At 43.9% G+C, this 21366-nt stretch carries 19 protein-coding genes; 16 read left to right on the top strand and 3 right to left on the bottom strand.

The genetic code is table 11. From position 1 onward, the window contains the following. The first annotated feature begins 59 nt into the window (after positions 1–59). The 3 genes from glpG (at position 60) to glpD (ending at position 3593) form a co-directional block, all read left to right on the top strand. Positions 60–908: a rhomboid family intramembrane serine protease GlpG gene (gene glpG, locus AC5JQI_RS00675; protein WP_323854863.1), complete on the top strand. Its 849-nt coding sequence runs from the start codon at positions 60–62 to the stop codon at positions 906–908. Between the two features lie 169 nt (positions 909–1077). After that, the gene (locus AC5JQI_RS00670) at positions 1078–1836 is read left to right on the top strand and encodes a DeoR/GlpR family transcriptional regulator (RefSeq protein ID WP_237385766.1); all 759 of its coding nucleotides are present in this window, start codon (positions 1078–1080) and stop codon (positions 1834–1836) included. A 260-nt stretch (positions 1837–2096) separates the two neighbouring features. Continuing rightward, on the top strand, positions 2097–3593 hold the full coding sequence (gene glpD, locus AC5JQI_RS00665) for a glycerol-3-phosphate dehydrogenase (protein WP_493913373.1): 1497 nt from the start codon (positions 2097–2099) through the stop codon (positions 3591–3593). Between the two features lie 254 nt (positions 3594–3847). On the opposite strand, the gene AC5JQI_RS00660 is transcribed toward glpD, so the two are convergent. Together AC5JQI_RS00660 and AC5JQI_RS00655 are read right to left on the bottom strand one after the other, a co-directional pair. Then, entirely contained in the window at positions 3848–4717 is an 870-nt protein-coding gene (locus AC5JQI_RS00660) for a hypothetical protein (protein WP_493913372.1), read from the bottom strand. Between the two features lie 138 nt (positions 4718–4855). Next, positions 4856–5770 (bottom strand): alpha/beta fold hydrolase, encoded by a 915-nt coding sequence (locus AC5JQI_RS00655; protein WP_493913371.1) that lies wholly within the window; start codon positions 5768–5770, stop codon positions 4856–4858. Between the two features lie 545 nt (positions 5771–6315). Here AC5JQI_RS00655 and yhfZ point away from each other — a divergent pair. The 8 genes from yhfZ to AC5JQI_RS00615 all read left to right on the top strand — a co-directional run bounded on the left by yhfZ (position 6316) and on the right by AC5JQI_RS00615 (position 14663). Further along, positions 6316–7224, top strand: coding sequence for a GntR family transcriptional regulator YhfZ (gene yhfZ / locus AC5JQI_RS00650; RefSeq protein ID WP_237385760.1), 909 nt, complete (start codon positions 6316–6318; stop codon positions 7222–7224). A 54-nt stretch (positions 7225–7278) separates the two neighbouring features. Next, positions 7279–7641, top strand: coding sequence for a PRD domain-containing protein (locus AC5JQI_RS00645; RefSeq protein WP_493913370.1), 363 nt, complete (start codon positions 7279–7281; stop codon positions 7639–7641). A gap of 104 nt (positions 7642–7745) precedes the next feature. Beyond that, positions 7746–8918 carry a YhfX family PLP-dependent enzyme gene (locus AC5JQI_RS00640; RefSeq protein ID WP_493913369.1) on the top strand — a complete coding sequence of 391 codons (1173 nt, stop codon included), beginning with the start codon at positions 7746–7748 and terminating at the stop codon, positions 8916–8918. 409 nt (positions 8919–9327) lie between these two features. Next, positions 9328–10209 carry a phosphotriesterase-related protein gene (locus AC5JQI_RS00635; RefSeq protein WP_493914577.1) on the top strand — a complete coding sequence of 294 codons (882 nt, stop codon included), beginning with the start codon at positions 9328–9330 and terminating at the stop codon, positions 10207–10209. Between the two features lie 254 nt (positions 10210–10463). Then, positions 10464–10826: a DUF2620 domain-containing protein gene (locus AC5JQI_RS00630; protein ID WP_275384492.1), complete on the top strand. Its 363-nt coding sequence runs from the start codon at positions 10464–10466 to the stop codon at positions 10824–10826. 10 nt (positions 10827–10836) lie between these two features. Next, entirely contained in the window at positions 10837–12186 is a 1350-nt protein-coding gene (locus tag AC5JQI_RS00625; protein WP_237385756.1) for a YhfT family protein, read from the top strand. 4 nt (positions 12187–12190) lie between these two features. After that, on the top strand, positions 12191–13279 hold the full coding sequence (locus AC5JQI_RS00620; RefSeq protein ID WP_493913368.1) for an aminotransferase class V-fold PLP-dependent enzyme: 1089 nt from the start codon (positions 12191–12193) through the stop codon (positions 13277–13279). A 292-nt stretch (positions 13280–13571) separates the two neighbouring features. Beyond that, positions 13572–14663 (top strand): hypothetical protein, encoded by a 1092-nt coding sequence (locus tag AC5JQI_RS00615; RefSeq protein WP_493913367.1) that lies wholly within the window; start codon positions 13572–13574, stop codon positions 14661–14663. Positions 14664–15189: 526 nt separating this feature from the next. On the opposite strand, the gene paaZ is transcribed toward AC5JQI_RS00615, so the two are convergent. After that, the gene (gene paaZ, locus AC5JQI_RS00610) at positions 15190–17262 is read right to left on the bottom strand and encodes a phenylacetic acid degradation bifunctional protein PaaZ (RefSeq protein WP_493913366.1); all 2073 of its coding nucleotides are present in this window, start codon (positions 17260–17262) and stop codon (positions 15190–15192) included. Positions 17263–17588: 326 nt separating this feature from the next. Between paaZ and paaA the strand changes: the two genes are divergently transcribed. From paaA to paaE, 5 genes are all read left to right on the top strand, one after another. Further along, a complete protein-coding gene (paaA, locus tag AC5JQI_RS00605) occupies positions 17589–18539 on the top strand; it encodes a 1,2-phenylacetyl-CoA epoxidase subunit PaaA (protein ID WP_493913365.1) in 951 nt (316 codons plus the stop codon). Between the two features lie 62 nt (positions 18540–18601). Further along, positions 18602–18889, top strand: coding sequence for a 1,2-phenylacetyl-CoA epoxidase subunit PaaB (gene paaB, locus AC5JQI_RS00600; protein ID WP_092552587.1), 288 nt, complete (start codon positions 18602–18604; stop codon positions 18887–18889). A gap of 12 nt (positions 18890–18901) precedes the next feature. Continuing rightward, on the top strand, positions 18902–19678 hold the full coding sequence (gene paaC / locus AC5JQI_RS00595) for a 1,2-phenylacetyl-CoA epoxidase subunit PaaC (RefSeq protein WP_493913364.1): 777 nt from the start codon (positions 18902–18904) through the stop codon (positions 19676–19678). An 18-nt stretch (positions 19679–19696) separates the two neighbouring features. Further along, a complete protein-coding gene (gene paaD / locus AC5JQI_RS00590; protein ID WP_493913363.1) occupies positions 19697–20200 on the top strand; it encodes a 1,2-phenylacetyl-CoA epoxidase subunit PaaD in 504 nt (167 codons plus the stop codon). Between the two features lie 14 nt (positions 20201–20214). After that, entirely contained in the window at positions 20215–21318 is a 1104-nt protein-coding gene (paaE, locus tag AC5JQI_RS00585; RefSeq protein ID WP_493913362.1) for a 1,2-phenylacetyl-CoA epoxidase subunit PaaE, read from the top strand. Positions 21319–21366: the final 48 nt, after the last annotated feature.

The following is a 21366-nucleotide window of genomic DNA, read 5'->3' as shown; positions in this document are numbered from 1 at the left end:
TTCAATGCGATTAGCCCCTGTGCGATTAACTTCAACTTAAGGCAGAGATAAGACGAGTCATGATCCACGTAACCTCAATATCCAATCCTCGACTAGCTCAGGCTTTTATTGATTATATGGCAATGCAGGACATTCATTTGACCATGCAGCCCACCAGTGAACCCTCTCTGGTTGAACTATGGCTGGAAGATGATAGCCAGTTAAGTCTGGTTGAGCAGGAGCTTCGCCACTTTGTCCGCGATCCACTCCATGAACGCTATCAGGAAGCCAGCTGGCAAACGGGCAAATCAGGCACTCTCTTTAAATATCGCAACAACTTGAACTGGAGTACCCTCAAAAACCAGTCTGGTCCCCTGACCATTGCCATAACAGCAATTTGCACCCTCGTTTACCTCTGGATACAGATTGCCGGCACACCCGATGTCATGAATTGGCTGGCATGGCCTAACGGTGATCAACATCTGGAATTATGGCGCTGGGTCAGCCACGCCTTACTGCATTTCTCACTCACACATCTTCTCTTTAATCTTGTGTTGTGGTGGTATCTCGGCAGTCAGGTAGAGAGAAAGATCAGCGCCGGAAAACTCTTTGAAATAACAATAGTTTCTGCGTTTTTCAGTGGATGGGCACAATCATTGTTCAGCGGTTCTCATTTCGGTGGGCTTTCTGGTGTGGTCTACGCACTAATCGGGTATGTTTGGCTGACTGGTGAAATTTCACCCAAGCGTGGAATCAGCATTCCCAGAGGGTTAATCGCTATCTCTGTCATCTGGTTATTGGTTGGCTATTCCGATGTATTTTCATTAAACATCGCCAATGCCGCCCATGTTTCAGGGTTAATCATCGGGTTATTAATGGGCCTGTGGGATAATTTACGTAAACAAAAAAATCAAGAATATTCCAAATAATTTTGGTCAACTATACCTAATAGATTTCAAGTTGTAGCGCAACGGCAAGGGAACTGATCCCCAAGAGCATGGCCACCTGTGTAACTGAAGTAAGTGAGCATATCCACAAAGCGGCAACTTGGAAGATGAAGGAATATAATCCATCTATGCAAACCATTAGGGGAATTTCGTGAAGCAAACTCAGCGACATGATGCAATAATCGAGCTGGTGCGCCTTCAAGGTTATGTCAGCACTGAAGAGCTGGTTGAATATTTTGATGTCAGCCCGCAAACCATTCGACGTGATTTGAATGATCTGGCAGATAAAAATAAAATCCAACGCCATCACGGCGGTGCAGCATTACCCTCCAGCTCAGTTAATACCGCCTATCATGACCGTAAAATTCTGTGGTCAGATGAAAAAGCCCGTATTGCGCAGCAGGTTGCCACTCAAATTCCAAACGGTGCAACCTTGTTCATTGATATCGGAACAACCCCAGAAGCCGTAGCACATGCACTGCTCAATCATCGCGATTTACGGATTGTTACCAATAATCTCAACGTTGCAACTCTGTTCATGGGTAAAGAAGATTTCCGCCTGATTTTGGCGGGTGGTGAAGTTCGCTCCCGTGATGGTGGCATCATCGGCGAAGCGACACTGGATTTTATCTCTCAATTCCGCCTTGATTTCGGCATTCTTGGGATCAGTGGCATTGATAGCGATGGCTCCCTGCTGGAATTCGATTACCACGAAGTCCGTACCAAGCGCGCCATTATTGAGAACTCCCGCTGCGTCATGCTGGTTGCCGACCATTCGAAATTTGGTCGCAGTGCCATGGTTAATCTCGGAAATATGAACCTGATTGATTTCTTGTTCACGGATAAAGCCCCGCCGCCAAATGTCCAGAAAATCATCGAACAACATAGTGTCAAGCTGGAACTGTGCTAATTGTCTTTTGTTAACAGGCGCTCCCCACCTGAAATATGGGTGGGGTTCTCCCTTCTGTCATCTCCTTCCTGTAAATGTCCCTCAGATTTGTATCCTGTAAAATCCTTATTAATCTTATGAATACGATACAAATTTGTTATCTATATCACATGAGTATGTTTTTTCTGAGTTAACAGTTGGCGATTGATGGATTTTTGATTACAATCCATGAGCGAAAACGAACATTAAAGAACTGTTTCGAACATTTCAGAGGGTATGCAATGGAAACCAAAGACTTGATTATCATCGGCGGCGGAATTAACGGCGCCGGTATTGCAGCAGATGCTGCTGGCCGAGGACTTTCTGTCCTGCTGTTGGAAGGTCAAGATTTGGCCAGTGCGACTTCCTCTGCCAGTTCCAAACTGATACACGGTGGCTTGCGCTATCTGGAACATTATGAATTTCGTCTGGTCAGTGAAGCACTGGCAGAACGTGAAGTTCTCTTGAAGCTGGCTCCCCATATTGCATTCCCAATGCGTTTTCGCCTGCCACACCAGCCGCACCTGCGTCCAGCATGGATGATCCGCATTGGGTTGTTCCTGTACGATAACTTAGGCAAACGCGTTAGCTTACCGGGCAGCAAAGGGCTGAAATTCGGTGCAAATTCAGTATTGAAACCGTCTATCTCCCGTGGCTTTGAATATTCCGATTGTTGGGTTGATGATGCACGTCTGGTGGTTCTGAACGCGCAAGAAGTGCAAAAACACGGTGGCGAAGTGCGTACCCGCACTCAAGTCACACGCGCATGGCGTGAAGATGGTTACTGGACGGTTGAGGCCAAAGACCTGGCGACTGGGGAAGTCAACACATGGCGCGCGAAAGGCCTGGTCAACGCAACCGGCCCATGGGTGAAAAACTTCTTCGATAACGGGCTGCAACTGAAATCACCTTATGGTATTCGCCTAATCAAAGGCAGCCATATCGTTGTTCCTCGCGCTCACGATGAACCGCAGGCTTATATTCTGCAAAATGAAGATAATCGTATTGTGTTTGTCATCCCATGGAATGGCGATTTCTCTATCATCGGCACAACCGATGTTGAATACAAAGGCGATCCAAAAGAAGTCAAAATAGTCGATCAAGAGATCGACTATTTGCTGAAAGTTTATAATGACCACTTCAAAAAGCAGTTGGGTCGTGATGATGTTGTCTGGACTTACTCAGGCGTTCGCCCATTGTGTGACGATGAATCCGATTCTCCACAAGCAATTACCCGCGATTATACGCTGGACGTGCAGGATGACGAAGGTCAGGCACCATTGCTGTCCGTATTTGGTGGCAAACTGACAACTTATCGTAAACTGGCTGAACACGCTTTAGAGAAACTGACACAGTACTATCCAAACGCAGGCAAAGCATGGACTAAAAATGGTCAGTTGCCAGGTGGTGAACTGGAAGGCCATGACCGCGATGGTTACGCCCGTCTGCTGCGTCAGCGTTATAAGTGGTTGCCGGAAGGCGTAGCACTGCGTTATGCCCGCACTTACGGCAGCAACAGCAACATCATTCTGAAAGGCGCAGACACGCTGGTCGGTCTCGGTGAGTTCTTTGGTCATGGGCTGTATGAGGCTGAATTGCGCTATCTGGTCGAGCATGAATGGGTCAGACAATTGGATGATGCTATCTGGCGCCGCACCAAACTGGGTATGTGGCTGACAGAGGAGCAGAAACAACGTGTGGCTGACTGGTTAGCCCAAAACACTAAATCAGCTCAATAATAAAACTGAATTAGCATAAAAATGGTGATAATTTTTTATCACCATTTTTAATTTAGCCGTTTTTTATCGCTCATCAATATTCCTCAAAAACATATTAAGTTTCGAAAAGTAGCACTCTCTTTACCACTCCAAAACAGCAAAGCACAATGTATCTCATGGCTCGTCACTTATCCGATTGACTCCTTATGCTTAATAGATTTTTAACTCGTAACATACTTTCTTAGAAAGAAAAATAAATATATTAAGGAGTCCAATCATTTAGTAAATTTTTTGGGGTCTATTTCAATATCAGCAAACTGACGTTTTAGATCAACATCAGTGAATTCGGGCCCCGAATAATATTTGTAATACTCTAATACCTCTTTACTGTATTTTTTTCCATAGATTAAACCAGTAAAAACTTCTGCAACAAATTCATTAGAATTATTTTTCTGTATAACATAATTACTCACTTCTTCAGCAATTCTTGCTGGAATAGTATATTTATCTTGCTCACTCATCTTTCTGCCTTCCCAAAATTTGTTGTGTGATGTTTTTTGCTGTGCATGAAGTATATGTCCAATTTCATGTACGATAGTAGCAACAACTCTGGTTAAATTAGACCTGACCTTAACTTCGTGATTCAGTTGATCCGGAACGCCGGATGTATCAACTCCAATCCTACCCATATGATTTTCATTTCTAAAGCTACTGAAGCTGAAACACCCGAAAGAAAGTGGACGAGATTTAATTTTACTCACTTGTTTAATTGTATTATCATTTATATGAAGACATGGGCTGTTAATCCATACATTATTATTTTTCAATGTATTATAAGTTTCTTTATCTTCTATTTCTGGCCATCTGACTTCAATTCTTCCGATTTTTTCTATATAAACATTAATGATTTTTACTACTGAAGGTAAATTAGACACTTTTTTAATTATTTTATTAATAGCATAACTAATATAAGTAAGATATTCCTGTCTAATTTCATTGCGGAGATCTCTTAGCCCGTCAATAATTCTAATTTCAATCCCCAAGATATAACAATGTGCCAAAACAGAATTGTTATTATAATAATGTAAAAAATCTATATCTTGATGCATAATGACTTGTATTACTTTAGATTTGTTATCATCCATAGAATTCTCTTGATATTTTGGTTTTTTAGGATTAAAAAATCTCTTATAATGGGAGGTTAGAAAAATGAGTATAATCAATTATAATATCCAGTCAAGAAACTTAAAATAACAGAAAATTATAAATAAATGATATTTTCTCTATTTCTCTATTCTGTGCACACCTCCTATTCCATGCAAAAATGGAATAATCTTCTCATGCATCGCTTGCATAAATTGTGGCGGGAAACTGTGCCCCATTTTGGGAATCGGTAAAAACTCTGAGCCAGAAATACGTCTGGCTGTATCTTCTCCACAAGCAATTGGCATCAAAGGATCATCCTCACCATGCACAACCAATGTTGGGCAACGAATTTGAGCCAAAAGGTCAGCTCGACAGGAATCGGTCATGATTGCCAATATCTGCCGGAGTGAACCATTGGGATGATATCCGCCGCGACGCAAAGCCATTCGCAAATGCCGGAGCCACTTATCTCTATCTAAATCTAATAATTCAGCGGGAGAAACAACAAGCGCCATGATTTTAAGTTGATGGGCAATCAGCTCATCTTCACTCATGCCATCAGACTTAGACAATAAGGTCGCAATAATTTCTGGCTGGGGACGGGGAAGATAGCTGGCCCCACTTGAACTCATAATGCTGACCAAACTGGCGGATCGTTTAGGATAGGTTACCGCGAACCTTTGCGCGATCATCCCTCCCATTGATGCTCCGATAATATGGGCATGTGGAATATTTAACGCATCAAGCACGCCCAGCGCATCATCTGTCATATCCTGTATACTGTAAAAAGCACGAACAGGCAGCCCTAAACAAAAACGAATTTTTTGCCAAAAAAGAGAACTCTGCCGAATGTGGTCAAATCTCTGACTTAGCCCAGCATCGCGGTTGTCATAACGGATCACGCGAAAACCCGCCGCTACCAATAAGCTGACCATTTCATCTGGCCAATCAATAAGTTGCATTCCCAGCCCCATAATAAGCAAAACGACTGGGCACGTTTCTCCCCCACTATCCTCAACTTCAATCGAAATGTGATTAGCGGTAATTTTCATAAGTGACAACCTGTTGATTTATACTCATCATCTTTCGAGTTGCAGCTATGTTGGCTTCGCTCTCTTGCTGTCGTGATACAACTCGAAATCCATTAGTTATATATAAACGGTTAAAAATATAAATCTAAAATAATCCAACTCTAATTATTGAGTACAATGAGAGAAAAAACTAATTTTTAATATATTTAAATAAAACATCCACACCCGATATTTTATTGATTCATGCAAAAATAAGGTGCAGAATATAGGCTAACTATTCTGTAACGTGATAAATAGCACAGCAAAAATCACTATCTAGACATAAAAATATAGCAGGCAAATAGAGATAATGTCCTTATCTCCCTTATATTCTTCCACAGAGATGATTTTTATATCTTCAGAGCCAAATTAAAATATATATTCAAAATATTGATAATATTAGACTTTATTAATTTTTAAATTTTCATTTTTTTTGTAATTGTGATATTAATCCGCTTTCTTTAATTCGCTTATTGCGATTTATGTTCAATTTTATGAAGATAAATAAGAACGGATAAAAACTTGCAATGATGAGTCAAGCATTCATTAAAAAAGAGGGGATTGCACAAGCATTTTTAGCTCGTTACCTCCTCTCAGAAAAATCTGGCAACCGGCTGAAAACCATAGAATTATTATCTAAAGAATGTGGTTTGTCCGTGGGTTTAATGCAGTCAGCATTAAAATCTCTCGAACAAGCACAGGCGGTTGGAATTAAGCGTCGAGGTCGTAATGGTAGCTTTCTTGCACAGATAAACCACAAACTGCTTTTGGAGTATGCCGATATCGGCAATGTGGTCTGTGCGATGCCGCTTCCTTATACCCGCGCTTATGAAGGGCTGGCAAGTGGTCTGAAAGCATTGTGTGCAGGGGTTCCTTTTTACTTTGCACATATGCGGGGTTCAGACATACGCATTGAATGTTTACTGAGTGGTGTTTACGACTTAGCAGTAACATCAAGACTTGCCGCAGAGCAACATCCAGAAAATAAAGATCTATATATTGCGCTTTCACTAGGGACACAAAGTTATACAGACAGGCATAGGCTAATCTTTCGTCATGGCGAAATGGAATCTATTCGCCGCGTCGGGTTAGATAGTACCTCGGCAGACCAAAAAATAATGACAAATCAGTACTTTGATGGGAAGGAGATTGAATTGGTCGAGGTCTCCTACCATGAATGCTTGAATCAAATTATAAAAGGCCACATTGATGCGGCTATCTGGAACGTTGGACAAGGCCATGAATTGCTCGCACAAGGTCTGATGACACAACTCCCTGACGATAGCGAGTGTTTTATCAAAGCCTCTGAAGCCGTTATCCTTGCCCGCAAGGATAATATCCCCATTCAGCAACTCCTGCATACTATGGTTGATCGGGACGTATTGCTGAGCCATCAACAAAATGTAGTCGCGGGCATCATCGAACCTATTTATTGAAACTCGATCAGCCAAAATAAACAGCTTATTAACACCTGCATATAACAAAAAGCAATGATAGAACAACGGCTAACTATCCTGCTGCAAGGTGGCGTCATCGATCAAGATATCTACGATAACATGCTGGATGTTGTGCATACTCTGGAAGATATCTGGCTCATTCCTGTCCGCCATCCACAAGGTGAAATGGCACTGACCCACATGGCAAGTGCTTTCATGCGTTCGCGCCGTGGTGAAAGAGTTTCTCCGTTGGACAAAACGATACTGGCTAATATTGAACAATCCGAACTCTACGATCAATTAATCGCAATTCACCGCTCCCTCATTGAAAAATTTACAGTAACGCTGCCCCCCAACGAAGAAGGCTATCTGTTAGTAAATTTATATGGTTTAATACTTTCGGGCGAAAGAAATTAGCATTTGATTACTCCATAAATATTCAAAAAAATGAAGATTAATGAATCCACAGAACGTTTTGATTTTACACAGCCTTGCAGCTTTGCAGATACGAAGGGAAGCCTATGTTTATTGATTCATTGAAAAAACAGAACCCCAAATTAATTGAAGTTGCAAAAAAACTTTGGCAACAGGGCGTAATATTGCCAGATACTTATATCATTGATGTCGATCAGGTTTTGGATAATGGTCGCCGTTTGCTGAAAGTCGCGGAACAATACGGTATCGAACTCTATTTGATGACGAAACAAATTGGGCGTAATCCGTGGCTGACTAAAAAGTTGATTGAGCTTGGCTATCGCGGAGCCGTAGCAGTTGATTTCAGAGAAGCCTATAGCCTGAGCCAGCATGGTATACCATTATGTCATATCGGCCACTTAGTGCAGATACCGACACACTTGATAGAAACCATGCTCAGGCATAACCCGGATATCATCACGGTATTTTCTCTTGAAAAAGCACAATCCATTTCGGACGCGGCGGAAAAATTAGGACGAGTTCAGCCCGTGATGCTGAAAGTATTTGATAAACGTGATACCGTCTTTCCCTGTCAGGAAGCTGGCATCACCTTTAATGAACTTGACGCTGTTGTAGATGCCTTAAAACAGATGCCAGGAATTAAATTGAGCGGCCTGACTCATTTCCCTTGTTTATCATGGGACGCGCGATATCAAACAACTCTGCCTACCACTAATTTACTCACCCTGATTCGTGCACAAAATCGGCTTGAGCAACTCGGTATTAAACTGTCACAAATCAACGCACCTTCTGCCTCAAGCTGTAGCACCATCCCACTACTGGCCAAATACGGGGCTACCCACCTTGAGCCAGGCCATGCTCTGACCGGCACAATTCCCGCCAATATCAGTGGTCGGGAGCCAGAACATATCGCGATGGTTTATGTCACTGAAATTTCACATCACTATGATGGCAACAGCTACTGCTATGGTGGTGGTTACTATAAACGTGGTCATATGAAACATGCCCTGGTTTTCCCTGAGTATGCAATCTCTCCTAAGACAGTGCGCATATTACATCTGGGCGATCCTTATATTGACTATCATCTCCCATTGTCAGGCGCACATCCTATCGGCAGTCCGGTGATCATGTGCTTCCGCACCCAGATTTTCGTGACCCGCAGCGACGTAGCCCTTGTTTCAGGAATTCAGACAAACTCCCCTAAACTTGAAGGAATTTATGACAGTCAGGGAAATTGGAAAAATAGTGGCTATGCTTAATAATCCCCAGTAATAGGTATTACATATAATATTATTCCGCTATTAAATAATGCTATTTTAGCTATAGTAGATTTCCCGCATGATTCTGCACAACTATTTTATAGGATGTTGATGAAGTGGCTATTTTGTGGAATAGCCATTTATATCCAATAGATTTCAATTTGTTACCTGAACATTGAAAAATAAAAGAGAAATAAATTCATTAATTCTGAAAATAATCATGAAATACTAAAAACAGACCGGGGATACACCCACACATTCCGCTTCGTATTCCTCATCCAGCATTGATGCAGTTGAAGGCACACTTGAGCAGCGGGATATCAAGTTGAACATCGGGGGTGACACACTGCAATCTTCATCAAAAAATCAGGCTGTTAATCATCATTCAGCAGTAAAAACAAATAGCAGTATTGACGCATCAGGCTATACCTATGTACATGAACATTTGCATATCGATCTCTTTGGTGTAAAAGGCAGTTTAGATTGCCGATTGGATCAATACGATCTTATCGTAGATGAGCTTCGCCATCTCTACACCCTCGGGGTACGAAATATAGTGGAGATGACCAACCGTTACATGGGGCGCAATCCGGCTTTTATGCTGAATTTAATGCGTGATACCCGCATCAATATCATTGCCTCGACAGGCTACTATAAACAGCCGTTTTTCCCCTCCCATTTCAACGAACTGAGTGTACAAGCGATAGCCAATGACATGATCGCAGAAATAGAAATCGGCATTGATGGCACCAAATTAAAAGCAGGAATAATCGCAGAGATTGGTTCCAGCCTTGGGCAAATCACGGAAGATGAGAAAAAAGTATTTGCGGCGGCGGCACGGGCACATCTGGCAACAGGCTGCCCCATTTCTACCCATACCACATTAAGCACAATGGGACGTGAACAACTGGCTCTGCTGGCAGGATTTGGCGTACCTCCTGAACATATAGCCATCGGTCATTGCGATTTGAGAGACAATCTGGACACCATCATTCCATTACTGGAGGCTGGGGCATGGGTGCAATTCGATACGATCGGTAAAAATAATTACTATCCAGACAGTGAACGTATTGCCATGTTGCAGAAAATCACCCAGTGTGGATTACTTGACCGAGTCATGCTTTCCCAAGATATCACCCGCCGTTCTCATTTAAAACGCAATGGGGGAAATGGGTTCGATTACCTGTTAACTGTATTCGCCCCCATGTTGCTGGATGCGGGGTTTTCACAAGTGCAGATAGACCAAATGTTACGTGATAATCCTGCGCGTTTTTTCCAGCACAGCACGTAAAAACTTAAATTTATAAAACATATACACGATGGATTTCAAGATGCAGCCAACAAAGTTGTAATTTGAAAGACGACGGGTATATACACAATGGATTTCAAGTTGCATCGCGACGGCAAGAGAGCAAATCCCCGGGAGCATAGATAACTATGTGACCGGGGTGAGCGAGCGCAGCCAACAAAGAGGCAATTTGAAAGACGAAGTGTATAAATTTCTAAAAACAATCCGATAGAAGATACAAAGAGAGGGATAACAACATGAGATTTGTCGTTGGTGGACAAATAGAGAAAGAGGCGATCGCGGAAGGTATTCGTCAATTGGCAGGAGACAAAGCCACTTCCATTACCATCATGCATGACATTGAAGCGGCGATAGCAATTAAGAATGGCGAGGCGGATTACTATTTTGGTGCATGTAACACGGGTGGTGGTGGGGCACTGGCAATGGCAATTGCTCTCATCGGTTTGAATCAATGTGCCACTATCGGCATGCCAGGTAAGATCCTATCTGATGACGAGATAATTACCCATGTAAAAGCGGGCAAAAAAGCATTTGGTTTTACAGGGCAAGATATTGATATCGTCCTGCCTGTGATCATCAATACCCTCATCTCACTGTAAGGAGCCTATTATGCAACATCTTCATGAGTTCCTGATGAGATTGATGGAAGTTGACCCTTTCAAGGCTGGACTATTGGCCACAATTGGTGCCATTGCCGCCATGATGGCAAACCGTGGTATCGCCGTTTTTCATGATGGCCTGCGTCCTCTCCTGCCGGAATACCTTGAAGGCCGAATGAGCCGCAAAGTGCTCGCCGCAACCAGCTTTGCCCTGAGCATTGGTTTAGTTGTCGGTTTTGGCATTCCTTTTTCTCTTACCGCACCAATTGTTCTGGTTCACAGCCTGTTACTTGGTACTGATATGATAGGTATCTGGTGTGCCAACAGCCGAAGAGGATTTGTTGCCTCTGGTGTTATCGGTGCCTTGTATGCCATCGCTTTGCTGGCTGGTCTGCGTTCGGTAGTAGAACTCTTTGCCATGCTGCCAGTAAATTTCACCGACGATCTCAAGAAAGTAGGCGATCCGATTATAGCCTGTTTTGCCCTGTTCCCGGCGATGGTTGTTGGTTACCAATATGGCTATCGCAAAGGACTTTTGGTTATGCTCACCGCGCTGGTGGGCTATCTGGCGACCAAAGCGGTTGGCCCACTGAGTTTTGGCGGTATGATCGAAAAGCCCGTCAGTATCGATCCTAATGGTGCAGCGCTGCTGCTATCAATGATTGCCATGTTCTATTTTGCCATGCGTGAACGTCCCGCCAAATCCGCAGAACAAAAAGGCTCTAATGAAGTCTTGGTCGGACTATTTTCAACCCGCATAGAACGCATCCAGAAAAACAAATGGTTACTGATCCTGTGTGGCGGGCTGACTGCCAGTGCAGCAACCATGTCCTTCAGCCTACTGGCGGAAGGCCCTGTTTCTCTGCAATTAATGGCACAAGGCGAGCAAACCAACGCATTGCTGGTAGCACTGGCGCGTGCTATTGGATTTATCCCATTGGTAGGAACAACAGCCATAGCCACCGGTGTTTACAGCCCGAATGGCATGAAATTCGTGTTTGTCGCGGGTCTGGCAACCAACAATCCGTGGATTGCCTTTGTCGCTGGTGGTATCACCATGTTCATCGAAATCCAACTGTTGGCGAAAATCGCAATCTGGCTGGATAAATACCCTGGTGTGAAAGCGTGTAGCGGACATATTCGTACCGCGATCACCAAAATGCTCGAAGTGGCCCTGCTGGTTGGTGCTATGATTGCCTCTAATGCCATTTTGCCGGGTATGGGCTTTATGATCGTAGCGGGTATCTATCTGCTCAACCGTACTTCCAAACGACCTTTAGTAGAAATGGCCATCGGCCCGATCGCAACGATTACCGTCGGTATTCTTGCAAACTTGCTCTTTCTGCTGGGAATAAAATAAGCAAATGAAAACCTACCCATTACAAAGTATGACGATGGCACAAGCACAACAGCAACAATTCAGGCTGGTGGATATTATCTGTCGTCACTTTCCGGGGGCTGATTTTCTTTCTCAAGGTGATCTGGGGTTAGTCCCAGATCTTCACCAGCCACGGATGACCCGACGCATTGAAGCAGTCATTGCAGAGTTTTTCAGTGCTGAAGCAGCGGCCTTTGTCAATGGGGCAGGAACAGGGGCATTGCGTGCGGGGCTGGCTGCTTTAGTCAGCCCCAACGCTACATTACTTGTGCATAATGCGCCGATTTATCCCACAACTAAAGTGTCGATTGAACAAATGGGGATTCACATCGTCCGGGCAGATTTCAATCACACAGAACACATTGTGACTGCCATCCGGCAATACCAACCTGAAGCCTGTCTTGTCCAGCACACTCGCCAGCAGATGTCTGACCGTTATTCCCTGCAAGACGTGATCGATATCCTGAATCAGCACCACATTCCTTCGTTGGTGGATGATAACTATGCAGCCATGAAAACGGCACAAATTGGTTGTGAATACGGTGCGGCTCTTTCCACATTTTCTTGCTTTAAATTATTGGGGCCACAAGGCGTTGGGCTTGTTGTTGGAAAACAGGCCGCCATTGATAACCTGCGCCACAGCATGTATTCCGGTGGCTGCCAGATACAAGGTTATCAAGCAATGGAAGCCTTGCGTGGCATGGTCTTTGCGCCAGTTACACACGCAGTGCAGGCAGAAGTTAACAACGAATTGGTCACTCGTTTGAATCAGGGAGAATTATCACAAGTAAAACAGGCGTTTCTTGCTAATGCGCAATCGAAAGTATTATTAGTGGAATTTCACCAACCTATCGCAGAAAGCGTGCTTACTGCATCCCATGCACTTGGAGCACTGCCTTATCCGGTGGGTGCAGAATCAAAATTCGAAATTCCCCCTCTGTTTTACCGTATTTCCGGTACTTTTCGCCAAACAGATCCCACACTGGAACAGCACATGATCCGCATCAATCCTAATCGCAGTGGTGCAGATACCGTGATGCGTATTTTACAGGAAAGCTGTCGATTAAAATGTTAGAAGCAAGAAACTCAAATAAACCTTAACATCAAGAGACCAATCATCTAAAGAATACCTATCTACTTGAAAGATAGCAGATATAAAATCATTATTCATATAATGTGACGAACATCACTTTTTTATATTAATGTATCTGGAGAATATATCGAAAAATATGGAAACAGCATAATCATTGCCTATTATTTACTTACCCGATTAAAATATATATCCAATGGATTTCAGAATGCAGCAAAGCCAACAAAACTGTAATTTAAAATACGAAATATATAAATAAAATCATTGAGAGGGAAATATGCCAAAAAACATCATTTTTCTATATGGAATGCTAGATGAGAATCGTAGATATATCCATGAATCAGTCATTCCAGGTAAAGAAAACGTGAATAAAGATAATATATACGTTACGTTAAATTCATTAACTATGGCTCTATCTTTAGAGGGTGAAATAGGAATAAGAAAATTTTTCGAAAATACACTGAAAGTGAAAAAGAGAATGGCAGAATACCATAAAAACATTATAAATTATAATATAACAAGAACCCTCAATGAAAATGAATATAACAAAAACATGCTGATTACAAAAAGTGTCTCAGAAGTTTTATTGAATAATTGGCTTGAATTTCTATATCAAAATAAAGAGCGGTTATCGATAAGCAAAAGTCTGATAAGAAAAAGTGCCAAAGATTCAATCAAAGGTGACTATAAGTCAAGATTTCTCAATAAAAATCTAAGTAATTCACCACCCAATATCAAAGTTAATGGTTACACTGAATTCGATGATAACAGCTATATTTATTGTCTAAAAAATCCAGATAAAAACCGCATTTCCCCAATTGATAAAGCCTTTGATACATTTATTAGTCAAGGAGATAAAGAAGGATTCAGATTCTTGGTAGATCTTGATACGACTGTGACAATCTATACAAATAAAAATGAAAATAACTATATAATAAAAAGCTTTATTTCTGCATTTTTAAGAAAAGCGTCTAAATTAACATTAGATTGGCTAAATGAAGAAATAAGAAACCCACGATCTTTTATTAATGGGATGAGATTTATTACTGATTACATCAGGGAAGACAATGATAATTACTATGCAGATACACTAGATAATGTTCACCCATTTAATCCTTCCCATCATAGTTACCAACTGGGTTATAATAAGAAAGATGAACTAACTTATCTTGACGCTTCCAATAATTTTTACCCGATCACTTTTTCAGAATATCGACACTTCAATAAAAATGATTATAGTAATGAAAATATTAACATGACAACAGTAAATATCAATATCAACGAAGTGGTCAAGGCAAAAATAAATAAATCCATACAAGATAAGAAAGCGAAAGTATTAGCTAAGAGAATAAAAAATTATAACGCCTGATTATAACTCAATTGAAAAACCAGATAACTGACACACCACCTGTTACTGCATTACATAAAGTATTTACATAAGGTATTTCATCTGTTTTTATTATCTACCCACTATTTTTGAGCAACAATACCAGAAAAGAATACATCATCAGGCGTTAACAAGTGAATTAGCGTACATCACTTCTCTCATCAATACATCAGTTTCTATTATCATCAATTTTATACCTCAGTCAATTCAGTAAATTTATCTAATTAATGACAGACCCTTAATATTTTAAATTACTTGCAAAGCAAAGAGGAAGAATACTATGGGTATCCCAAAAAAATTCATTATTTCTGGGCAGGGAATAATATCATTTTTAATAATGTCGATGACACGGGCTAATGGTCAAACATCAACAAGAAAAAATACTCAGATGAAGATCCATTCACCTTAAAACCTGACAAAGTAATGACGACATTTTTGAAAATAGCCTGAGACTTTCCTCAGGCTGTTCTATTTCCTGACGTTAAACGCGTTCAGGTTTACTTATTGCCTATACCGACGCGGCAAAATCCCCCAATTGCCGTTCTACCAGAGTCAGGATACTGTAAAGCGCCACAGGTTGTTGCTCCTGATTGAGAATTTGTACATCCCACATCACGACGCCATGTGGTTTATCTTCTGGTGTTTTCTGGGCTTTTTTAATTTTCTTCTTGCACGTCAGACGTACTTGAATAGTATCGCCAATTTTGACGGGTTCAATGAAACGCAGGTTTTCCATGCCATAGTTGGCAAGTAGAGGGCCAACCAAGTCATCAACAAACAAGCCCGCAGCAGCCGATACAACAAAATAACCATGAGCAACGCGTTCGCCGAACAGAGATTCAGCCGCGCCAATTTTATCCATATGGACATAAAAATGATCCCAGCTCAGGCAAGCAAAGTTGACGATATCCGCTTCGGTAACAGTACGGCGCGCCGTCAACAGACTTTCACCTATCTCAAGCTGCTCGAAATATTTACGGAACGGATGTACCGGATCTTCTTTCACTTTCGCTCCACGGACCCACTCACGGCCAATCGCAGCCAACATGCTTGGGCTTCCCTGAATCGCAGTACGTTGCATATAGTGTTTCACCGCACGCAATCCCCCCAATTCTTCACCGCCTCCCGCACGTCCCGGGCCGCCATGTACCAGCATGGGCAGTGGGGAACCATGCCCCGTGGATTCCACAGAAGCTGCTTCATCGAGAACCAGCATACGGCCATGGGCACTCGCGGTTGCACGGATGACCTGGACAGCCACCTGCTCATCCGCTGTCACCAGTGAGCCGACTAAACTCCCTTGCCCCATCATTGCCAATGTGATGGCCTGCTCAGTATCCTGATATGCCATCAGCGTAGAAACTGGCCCAAAGGCTTCCGTATTATGTACCACCTGATTTGTCATAGGATCAGCACAATGGAGCAGAGTAAGTGGATAGAATGCGCCATTACTGTTGCTGTTACCTGTCAGCACCAGTTTGTCCAGTGAACCGCCACATAAAAGCTTGCAGCCGCTATTCAATAATTCATTGACCTTCGACTGTACTTCATCACGCTGTTCTAGATTAATCAACGCCCCCATGCGAACTTCTGGCAAAGCAGGATCACCGATTGCCACACCGGACAACCGCTTGAGTAACGCTTCTTTTACTGTTTCCATCTGATCAGCAGGCACAATAATCCGTCGGATAGCGGTACATTTCTGCCCAGCTTTGACGGTCATTTCGCGGACAACTTCCTTGATAAATACCCCGAACTCCGGCATTTCAGGAGTCACATCCCCGCCTAAAATGCAGCAGTTGAGAGAATCAGCTTCCATCGTAAAGGGAATGGATTTCTCTATCAGACGAGGATGAGTACGCAGCGCCTGCCCCGTCCGGGCTGAACCTGTAAAAGTTATGGCATCCTGATAATCAAGATGATCAAACAGATCGCCGATACCCCCGCAGATCAACTGCAAGGCTCCCTCCGGTACCAGACCACTGTCGATGATCATTTTCACCATCGCCTGTGTCAATTGAGCGGATGCTGTTGCAGGTTTAATAATCGCCGGCATACCTGCCATCCACGTTGGTGCTAATTTTTCCAGCATTCCCCAACAGGGAAAGTTAAAAGCATTAATATGCAGAGCGACCCCGGGACGGGAAGTCAGTACATGTCGAGCCACAAACTGAGACTGTTTGGACAGCGGGATCATCTCATCTTCCGGCCACAGGGTATCATCCGGCAACTCCCGTCCTGCCAATCCGGCATAAGAGAACAGTGTCGCAACCCCTCCTTCAATATCCACCCAGCTATCTGAACGGGTCGCCCCCGTCTCTGTCGAAATAGCATATAATGCTTCTTTGTTGACAAGCAGATGCTTTGCAACTGCTTTCATCATCTGCGCACGTTGCTGGAACGTCATCGCCGCCAGCGCCTTCCCCCCTTTTTCACGGGCATATTCTAAACTCTTTGCCAATGGCAAACCTTCTGAAGAAACTTGATACAAGGCCTCACCGCTTACCGCATGATGAATCGTTCTGGTATTACCCTGCCCATAAGCCCAAGTTCCGCAAATGTAACTCGTTAACTGTTGCATTTTTTTCTCCATCAATCGCATTAATGAATCAATTATTAAGTAACAGCATGATATTTATGTATCATATTTTACGGTAACAAGACCACCAGAAAGAACAACAAAATTAAAACATTCTCATTCTATCCCTGATTTATATTATTACCCCATCTAAAAACAAAAAAATAAGCATATGTTTTTAAACTAATTAAAAATAACATTGTGATGAGGGCGACAAATATACAACATTAACATTTGATATTTTTGTTAACAGTTTATAAATTTACAGTTAAAAGTGATTCGTTTTTTAATTTAAAAACATAAAATAAGAATCATAAATGGAGTCCAACATGACAACTGACCCACTTCAGGCACATTTTGATGCCCGGATCGCAGCGGATCTATCCATTGAGGCTAAAGACTGGATGCCTGAATCCTATCGCCAGAACCTGATACGCCAGATCAGTCAACACGCACACTCGGAAGTGGTCGGCATGTTACCGGAAGCAAACTGGCTCACCCGGGCACCGACACTGCGCCGTAAAACCGTGCTGCTCGCCAAAGTACAGGATGAAGCAGGGCACGGGCTGTATCTCTATAGTGCCGCCGAAACACTGGGGTGTACTCGTCAAGATATCTATCAAAGACTATTAGATGGCAAGATGAAATACTCCTCTATATTTAACTACCCCACACTTACCTGGGCGGATGTTGGCGTCATTGGCTGGCTGGTGGATGGCGCAGCCATCGTCAATCAGGTCGCCTTGTGCCGAGCTTCTTACGGTCCTTATGCCCGCGCAATGGTGAAAATCTGCAAAGAAGAGAGCTTCCACCAGCGACAAGGTTATGAAGCCGTCATGGTTCTGGCGAATGGCAGTGAAGCCCAACGCGCGATGTTACAAGATGCTATCAACCGTTTCTGGTGGCCGACGTTGATGATGTTCGGTCCCAATGACAGCGATTCGCCCAACAGCGCCCAAAGCATGGCTTGGAAGATCAAGCGGTTTAGTAATGATGAACTCCGGCAGAAATTCATTGATAACACGGTGCCCCAGTTGGAAGCGCTGGGTATGACCGCGCCCGACCCGGAACTGGCTTGGGATGAAGCAACCGGACATTACCGCTTTGGTGAAATCAACTGGGGCGAATTCTATCAAGTGCTGAAAGGACAGGGCATATGTAACCACGAGCGGCTGGAAGCCAAACGGCGGGCTTGGGAAAACGGAAGCTGGGTACGCGAAGCCGCTTCTGCTCATGCCAAAAAAATAGCTGACAAAAAACGTGCTGCACGGTTCGCCTAACCAGTTCACCTAACTCATTTTTTGCGTTATCTGAACAGAATCGGAACAGGAGAATAAAGCTAATGAACGATACCGATTGGCCACTGTATGAAGTCTTTGTCCGCAGTAAACAGGGGTTAGTTCACCGCCATGTCGGCAGCCTCCATGCGGCAGATGATCAAATGGCACTGGAAAACGCGCGTGATGCTTACACCCGTCGTAATGAAGGCTGCTCTATCTGGGTAGTGAAGTCCATTTATCTGGTGGCTTCACAACCCGAAGACCGCAGCGCTTTTTTCGAGCCATCGGAAAATAAAATTTACCGTCATCCGACTTTCTACACCATCCCTGATGGCATCAAGAACATGTAGGGGAACGGCAATATGAATACACACAGCGTTTCATCACTCAACCATGATTTGTTTAATTACATGCTACGTCAGGGAGATACACCATTAATTCTGGCACAACGCCTGTGCGAATGGTGCGGTCATGCACCAGAGCTGGAAATTGACCTTGCCCTGTCCAATATCGGTCTCGACCTGCTGGGGCAGGCGCGTCATTTTCTCAGCTATGCAGCTACTCTTTCAGAAACAGGATTCGATGAGGATCATCTGGCATTTTGTCGTGATGAACGTGAATTTCTCAACTTGCTGCTGGTGGAACAGCCCAACGGCGGTTTTAACGACACCTTAGTGCGCCAGTTCTTTATCGATGCCTATCATTTTTTGCTGCATCAGGCTCTGGGGCAAAGCCGTGATCCCCAACTGGCCGCCATCAGCAACAAATCATTGAAAGAAGTGGAATATCACCTGCGATTCAGCCGGGGCTGGATGATTCGTCTGGGCGATGGAACGAAACAAAGCCGCCAAAAAATCCAGCAATCGCTCGATCAACTGTGGCGTTTTACCGGCGAACTGTTCCATTGTGACGAAATAGAGCAGCGGCTGGCTGAAGAGGGTATCGCCGTTGATCCCCGAACCCTGCATAAACCCTGGCTGAAAATCGTCAGCGAAACATTCACAGAAGCCACTTTAGAAATGCCACCGGAATCACCTTACCGACAAGGCGGCAAGCAAGGCCTGCACACAGAACATCTGGGATACATGCTAGCAGAAATGCAATACCTGCAACGTACTTACCCTGACTGTCATTGGTAATAAAACGCGGAGGGGACGATGGAACAGCAACTGAAAACATTACAGCAGCCGGAAGTCCATCAGATCTGGCAATGCCTGCACCAAATTGCCGACCCAGAACTGCCCGCGCTCACCATTACCGACCTCGGCATGATACGCACTGTCACGCCCTTGCAATCGGGCTGGCGGGTGACATTTACCCCGACATATTCTGGTTGTCCGGCAACGGAGTTTTTGCTCAACGAAATCAGCAACACACTGACACAAGCAGGCTTTTCCCCCGTCTATATTGAGGTAAGCCTGACACCCGCGTGGACAACCGACTGGATGAATGCAGATGCCAGACAACGCCTGCGAGAATCCGGCATAGCCCCACCCCAAGGGTTGGTTTGTGAAAAACGAACTGATGCGGAACCCATCACCTGCCCGCGTTGTGGCAGCCATGAAACCGAAAAAATCAGCGAATTCGGCTCCACCGCCTGCAAAGCCCTTTATCGCTGTCAGCAATGTCTGGAACCGTTTGACTATTTCAAATGTATTTAACAAGGGAACAGAAGATGGTTACTTCTCATCAAACACGTTCACATAGCTTTCACCGTTATAGCTTTCACCGCTTAAGTATCTCTGCCATTGAACGAGAAACACCGGAAGCCGTGACCGTCACGCTGCATGTCCCCAGTGAGCTAAAAAAACATTTTAACTATCAACCGGGCCAACACCTGACACTTAAGGCCCGGGTGAACGGTGAAGAGCTGCGCCGCTGCTATTCCATCTGTAGTTCACCGCTGGATGGTATATTGCAAATTGGGGTCAAAGCCATCTATCAGGGTCGTTTCTCGACTTTTATCAACCAACAATTGAAAGTTGGCGATGAACTGGAAGTTATGCTGCCACAAGGCAACTTTGGCCATCGTCCCATTGCCACCCAACAAGGGCGTTATCTGGCTGTCGCCGCTGGTTCCGGTATCACACCGATTCTATCAATCATCAAAAGTACGTTGGCACTGGAACCGGATAGCACGTTCACCTTGATTTACGGTAACCGCACCAGCCGTTCGGTCATGTTCAAAGAAGTGCTTTCCGATCTTAAAAATCGTTACCTGAGCCGTTTTCAAGCACTGTACCTGTTCAGTCAGGAAACAACCGATAGCCCGCTGTTTAACGGACGCATTGATACCGGACACCTGCACCGCATCGGCAAAACCCTGCTCAATTTTTCCCAATTTGACCACGCTTTTCTCTGTGGGCCGGAAGCTATGCTGGATGATGCCCACTCTGCGCTGGAACAAGCGGGAATACCGGCCAAATATATCCACAGTGAACGTTTCAATACCGGACGCACCCAGATAAGTCCCCGCTCCGTCAATCTTGCTGAACGCAGCGATATCCCTGTCGAAATTCATCTGGATGGACGCACCTTCAACATCACCATGAACGCCGAAGATGACAGTATTCTCGATGCTGCCCTGCGCCAAGGCGCAGATTTGCCTTACGCCTGTAAAGGCGGCGTATGCGCGACCTGCAAATGCCAGCTTAAATCCGGTGAAGTGGATATGCATGTCAATTACAGCCTCGAACCCGATCAGTTGGCTGCCGGTTATATCTTAAGCTGTCAGTCATGGCCGAAAAGCAATGGCGTAGTTGTGGATTTTGACGTTTAAGTTCATTGCGTTTAAGTACATTGCATAGTTTAAGTACATTGCATAAAT

It is taken from the genome of Xenorhabdus sp. XBWT, assembly GCF_059072735.1.
Note: the sequence above shows the minus strand (reverse complement) of the source record. Positions and strands in the feature narration are given on the sequence as shown.

Coding starts and splice junctions, on each gene's coding strand:
- yhfZ (WP_237385760.1), top strand. CDS start 6,316: ATGATGAGTCAAGCATTCATTAAAAAAGAGGGGATTGCACAAGCATTT.
- AC5JQI_RS00660 (WP_493913372.1), bottom strand. CDS start 4,717: ATGGATGATAACAAATCTAAAGTAATACAAGTCATTATGCATCAAGAT.
- paaC (WP_493913364.1), top strand. CDS start 18,902: ATGAATACACACAGCGTTTCATCACTCAACCATGATTTGTTTAATTAC.
- paaD (WP_493913363.1), top strand. CDS start 19,697: ATGGAACAGCAACTGAAAACATTACAGCAGCCGGAAGTCCATCAGATC.
- AC5JQI_RS00640 (WP_493913369.1), top strand. CDS start 7,746: ATGTTTATTGATTCATTGAAAAAACAGAACCCCAAATTAATTGAAGTT.
- AC5JQI_RS00615 (WP_493913367.1), top strand. CDS start 13,572: ATGCCAAAAAACATCATTTTTCTATATGGAATGCTAGATGAGAATCGT.
- paaB (WP_092552587.1), top strand. CDS start 18,602: ATGAACGATACCGATTGGCCACTGTATGAAGTCTTTGTCCGCAGTAAA.
- glpG (WP_323854863.1), top strand. CDS start 60: ATGATCCACGTAACCTCAATATCCAATCCTCGACTAGCTCAGGCTTTT.
- AC5JQI_RS00630 (WP_275384492.1), top strand. CDS start 10,464: ATGAGATTTGTCGTTGGTGGACAAATAGAGAAAGAGGCGATCGCGGAA.
- paaZ (WP_493913366.1), bottom strand. CDS start 17,262: ATGCAACAGTTAACGAGTTACATTTGCGGAACTTGGGCTTATGGGCAG.
- paaA (WP_493913365.1), top strand. CDS start 17,589: ATGACAACTGACCCACTTCAGGCACATTTTGATGCCCGGATCGCAGCG.
- paaE (WP_493913362.1), top strand. CDS start 20,215: ATGGTTACTTCTCATCAAACACGTTCACATAGCTTTCACCGTTATAGC.
- AC5JQI_RS00620 (WP_493913368.1), top strand. CDS start 12,191: ATGAAAACCTACCCATTACAAAGTATGACGATGGCACAAGCACAACAG.
- AC5JQI_RS00645 (WP_493913370.1), top strand. CDS start 7,279: ATGATAGAACAACGGCTAACTATCCTGCTGCAAGGTGGCGTCATCGAT.
- AC5JQI_RS00655 (WP_493913371.1), bottom strand. CDS start 5,770: ATGAAAATTACCGCTAATCACATTTCGATTGAAGTTGAGGATAGTGGG.
- glpD (WP_493913373.1), top strand. CDS start 2,097: ATGGAAACCAAAGACTTGATTATCATCGGCGGCGGAATTAACGGCGCC.
- AC5JQI_RS00625 (WP_237385756.1), top strand. CDS start 10,837: ATGCAACATCTTCATGAGTTCCTGATGAGATTGATGGAAGTTGACCCT.